The sequence below is a fragment of the Faecalibacillus sp. TM498 genome (assembly GCF_020589955.1).
GTDB classification, from domain to species: Bacteria; Bacillota_I; Bacilli_A; order Erysipelotrichales; family Coprobacillaceae; genus Faecalibacillus; species Faecalibacillus intestinalis.
The window spans coordinates 1-3,506 of sequence record NZ_JAJDKB010000094.1 but is presented as its reverse complement, the minus strand read 5'-3'; the positions used below and the strand labels follow the sequence as shown (position 1 = coordinate 3,506).

Here is a 3,506-nt window from a genome sequence, read left to right as displayed (position 1 = left end):
AGTACTATTGAAAGGTTAGAAAGTTATGATAAAAGCGAACAGATTATGATATACTTAAATAAAGATCATGATATCAAAGATAAGTATGAAGATAGTGATTGGATCAAGACACCATTAGTCATCTTTTTAAATAATACATACGATCTTTTGATAAAGAAAGAAGTTATGAAAGAATATGGATTTGAAGAAATAGAGAAGGAGGTTAAAAAGATGTGTAATTTAGGAGAAATGATAGCCAGAGAAAATATAGAAAAAGGACATTCTATTGGGCTTGAACAAGGATTAGTACAAGAACAAAAATTGGAAAGAATTGCATCGATTAAAAATTTAATGAAAAAAATGGCAATACCATTAGATAAAGCAATGGACCTATTAGATTTATCTAGTATAGAAAAAGAAGAAATGAAAAAATATTTTCAAGCTTAAAAAATGAGGTTCGATCGAACCTCATTTAAATTATTTAATAAATTTGAAATGTTGACCTGGTTTAATGAAATCTAATAAACCTAAATCTTCATCTTTTACTTTACCAATTAAGTTTCTTTCACCATCATTTGGGATTTCAGTTAAAACAACTTCTAATTCACCACGATAATGAGCTAAGTTATCGTTAACCACTAAGATATCACCACGCGTAAATACTTTTTTACCACAGTCATGATGTGGAATAGATTTGTCTTCTTTAGCTTCTTTTTTATCACCAAATCCTGAATCTTGAACAGTTGCTTGGTTTTTGAATTGAAGTCTTGGGAAACTTGATCTTAACATAAATGATGAATGATCGTATCGATCCCAGTGTGGAGCAAATTCATACATGATGTATTTTTCATTATCAGTAATTTCTGGTACTTCATCAACACGTAATTCTAAAGCTTGGAAGTTGATTTTTGATAATGCTTCTAATTCTTCTGTACTTGCTGGATAGTTACCAATGATAATATCATCAACATCACCAGTAGCTAATAAATATCTTGCTTGTACTTCAATTGGTAAAGGTCTCATGATTTCTACTGTAGGTAAACCACAGAAAACTTCCCAAGGACCAATTGTTGGATCATTGTGACTTGAAACAAAGGCAGCTGTATGAAGATTTAATGCTTTCCATTGTTTATTGAATTGTTGGAATAAATCAAAATCTAGCCCAGTATATCTTTCTGGGAAGAAGTTATGACACATAATAATTTGGTCTTTATTTCCACCATTTTTAATTAATAAATCAACACCAGCATCCATACTTGCATTGAATTCGATTTTAATACCATAAGGATTTCTAGTAACAGCGATATCTCCTTGAGTACCAAAGTTACCATCCAAACGAATAATATCTAATCCTAAATCTGCAAATGGTTTTAAATTATTTGGAGTAGCTCCAATTAATTTAAATACTTCTGGATTTGTATCAGCAGCAACAACAAATCCTAATTCATGAGCTTTATCCATGAATCCTTTAAATTCTTTTAAATAACTTTCTCTTTTATCATCTGGAATAGATAAAAAACAAGTAAAGATTCTAGAAAAACCTAATTTAGCGGCAGTTTCCATATATTCATAAACTTCTTTAATATCACTTTTATCGGGATAAACAGAGATTCCTAAACTATGCATAAACATATTCCTCCTTATATACTAGTATAGACAAGTTTTTGTCCAAATACAAGTCATAGAGCTATTTAAAAGTTGAAATTTACTAAAAAATAATGAATAATATAGGCATAAAGGAGGTGGCAAAATGTCACTGACGGTCATTCTTTCATTTGTTGTAACAACAATCATTTCAGCTTTAATGATTCCACTTGTAATTAAAGCTGGAAATCAATTAGGAATTGTTGCACATATGAATAAAAGAACAGTTCATAAACATGAAATAGCACGTATTGGTGGCTATGCCATTTATTTAAGTTCACTTATAGGATCAGCCTTATTTTTGAAAGCAGATCATCAAATAAATGCTATTATGGTTGCAGGATTTATAATTTTTATGGTAGGACTTTATGATGATAGTCATGATTTATCCCCTAAAGTAAAATTAATTTTTGAAGTGATTTCGGCGTTGATTGTCATTGTTTATGGAGAAATCTATATAAAAGGATTTGGATATTTCCCAAGTGATGCGATGACATTTCTTTCAGGGGTTGTTACTTTATTTTGGATTGTAGGAATTACTAACGCGATTAATTTAATTGATGGGTTAGATGGGTTATCTGCAGGTATTTCAATTATTGTCCTTGTTACTATCTCAATGACTTCTTTATTATCTGGAAGAAGTGACATTGCTTCTTTATCACTCATTCTTGCTGGAAGTATTATGGGCTTTTTGTTTTTTAATTTTCATCCAGCAAAAATTTTTATGGGGGATTGTGGAGCTTTATATATAGGTTTCATGATTTCAGTTATTTCTTTATTAGGATTTGGATACAATGCTTCTGCTTTTTTTACTTTAGGAGCCCCAATTATTGTTTTAATGGTTCCAATCATGGATACTTTAATAGCAATTTTAAGAAGAAAAATACATCATAAAAAATTTAGTGAAGCGGATCGAGGGCATTTACATCATAATTTGATGTTTAAATTAAAATTAGGACAAAGAAAAAGTGTTTTAGTGCTTTATTTAGTCACTTTCTTATTTTCGCTTTCATCTTATTTATATTATTATAATCCAACTGCAGGAACAATTTTATTTATTGCTTTAATGATTATGTTTGAAATATTTGTAGAAGTAACAGATATGATTTCTAGAAAATATAAACCAATTTTAACAATTGTAAATATTTTTATTGATTCTGATAAATTACCAAAAATTAAATTTTTAGATCGTTATCGTAAAAGAAGATCTCCTCAAAAAGCCATGAGAGATCATTTAATTATTGCGCTATGTTTTTTACTTATGATTGTAGGTGTTGGTTATTTTATGACATCTAAAGATACGCCTTTACCAATAAAAACTGAAACAGTACAATCTCCATACAGTAAATCTGGAGATAGCGAACTATTAAATAATATTTATGCAAGACTAGATACAAGTTATAAAAATAAAGATGAAGAAGATGAATGTCAATTAGTGGCTGCTTATTTTGTGTGTGATTATTATACTTTTGTAGATAAGAAAAAAAATGAAATAGGTGGTGTTGATTATATGTATCCTGAAATGGTGGAAAACTTTAGTCAATATGCACAAACATCATTTTATAGTTATAAAAATCAATATCCAGAATTAGAGGTTTTAAAATATAATATTATATCTTATTCACCTTCAAAGGTAACAATTGCTGGATTAGAGGATAATGATTATTATAATATTTTGATTTCATTAACGTTTAATGAAGAAATTGAAGGCTTAAATTCGACAGTCAATGTAACGGTTGTAAGGGTAGAAGATCGTTACTATGTTTGTGGGTTAGATAATGCATAAGTTAGCTAAAGTGAAAAGTTAAATTCCACTTTAAAAAAATGGAAAATAAAAGTAGAATTTACTCTTTCAGAAAGCAGATTTTATAAGAATATTAGGT

General features: G+C 28.9%; 2 protein-coding genes and 1 pseudogene. 2 read left to right on the top strand and 1 reads right to left on the bottom strand.

The genetic code is table 11. The features are described 5' to 3' along the window. Nucleotides 1–426 (top strand): annotated as a pseudogene (locus LJD32_RS14640) (hypothetical protein); the annotation flags it as partial. A gap of 30 nt (nt 427–456) precedes the next feature. On the opposite strand, the gene LJD32_RS14635 reads toward LJD32_RS14640, so the two are convergent. After that, entirely contained in the window at nt 457–1,605 is a 1,149-nt protein-coding gene (locus LJD32_RS14635) for a DUF871 domain-containing protein (protein WP_227392781.1), read from the bottom strand. 124 nt (nt 1,606–1,729) lie between these two features. Here LJD32_RS14635 and LJD32_RS14630 point away from each other — a divergent pair, with 124 nt between their 5' ends. Beyond that, nucleotides 1,730–3,409 carry an MraY family glycosyltransferase gene (locus LJD32_RS14630; RefSeq protein ID WP_227392780.1) on the top strand — a complete coding sequence of 560 codons (1,680 nt, stop codon included), beginning with the start codon at nt 1,730–1,732 and terminating at the stop codon, nt 3,407–3,409. Nucleotides 3,410–3,506 lie beyond the last annotated feature (97 nt).

Coding starts and splice junctions, on each gene's coding strand:
- LJD32_RS14635 (WP_227392781.1), bottom strand. CDS start 1,605: ATGCATAGTTTAGGAATCTCTGTTTATCCCGATAAAAGTGATATTAAA.
- LJD32_RS14630 (WP_227392780.1), top strand. CDS start 1,730: ATGTCACTGACGGTCATTCTTTCATTTGTTGTAACAACAATCATTTCA.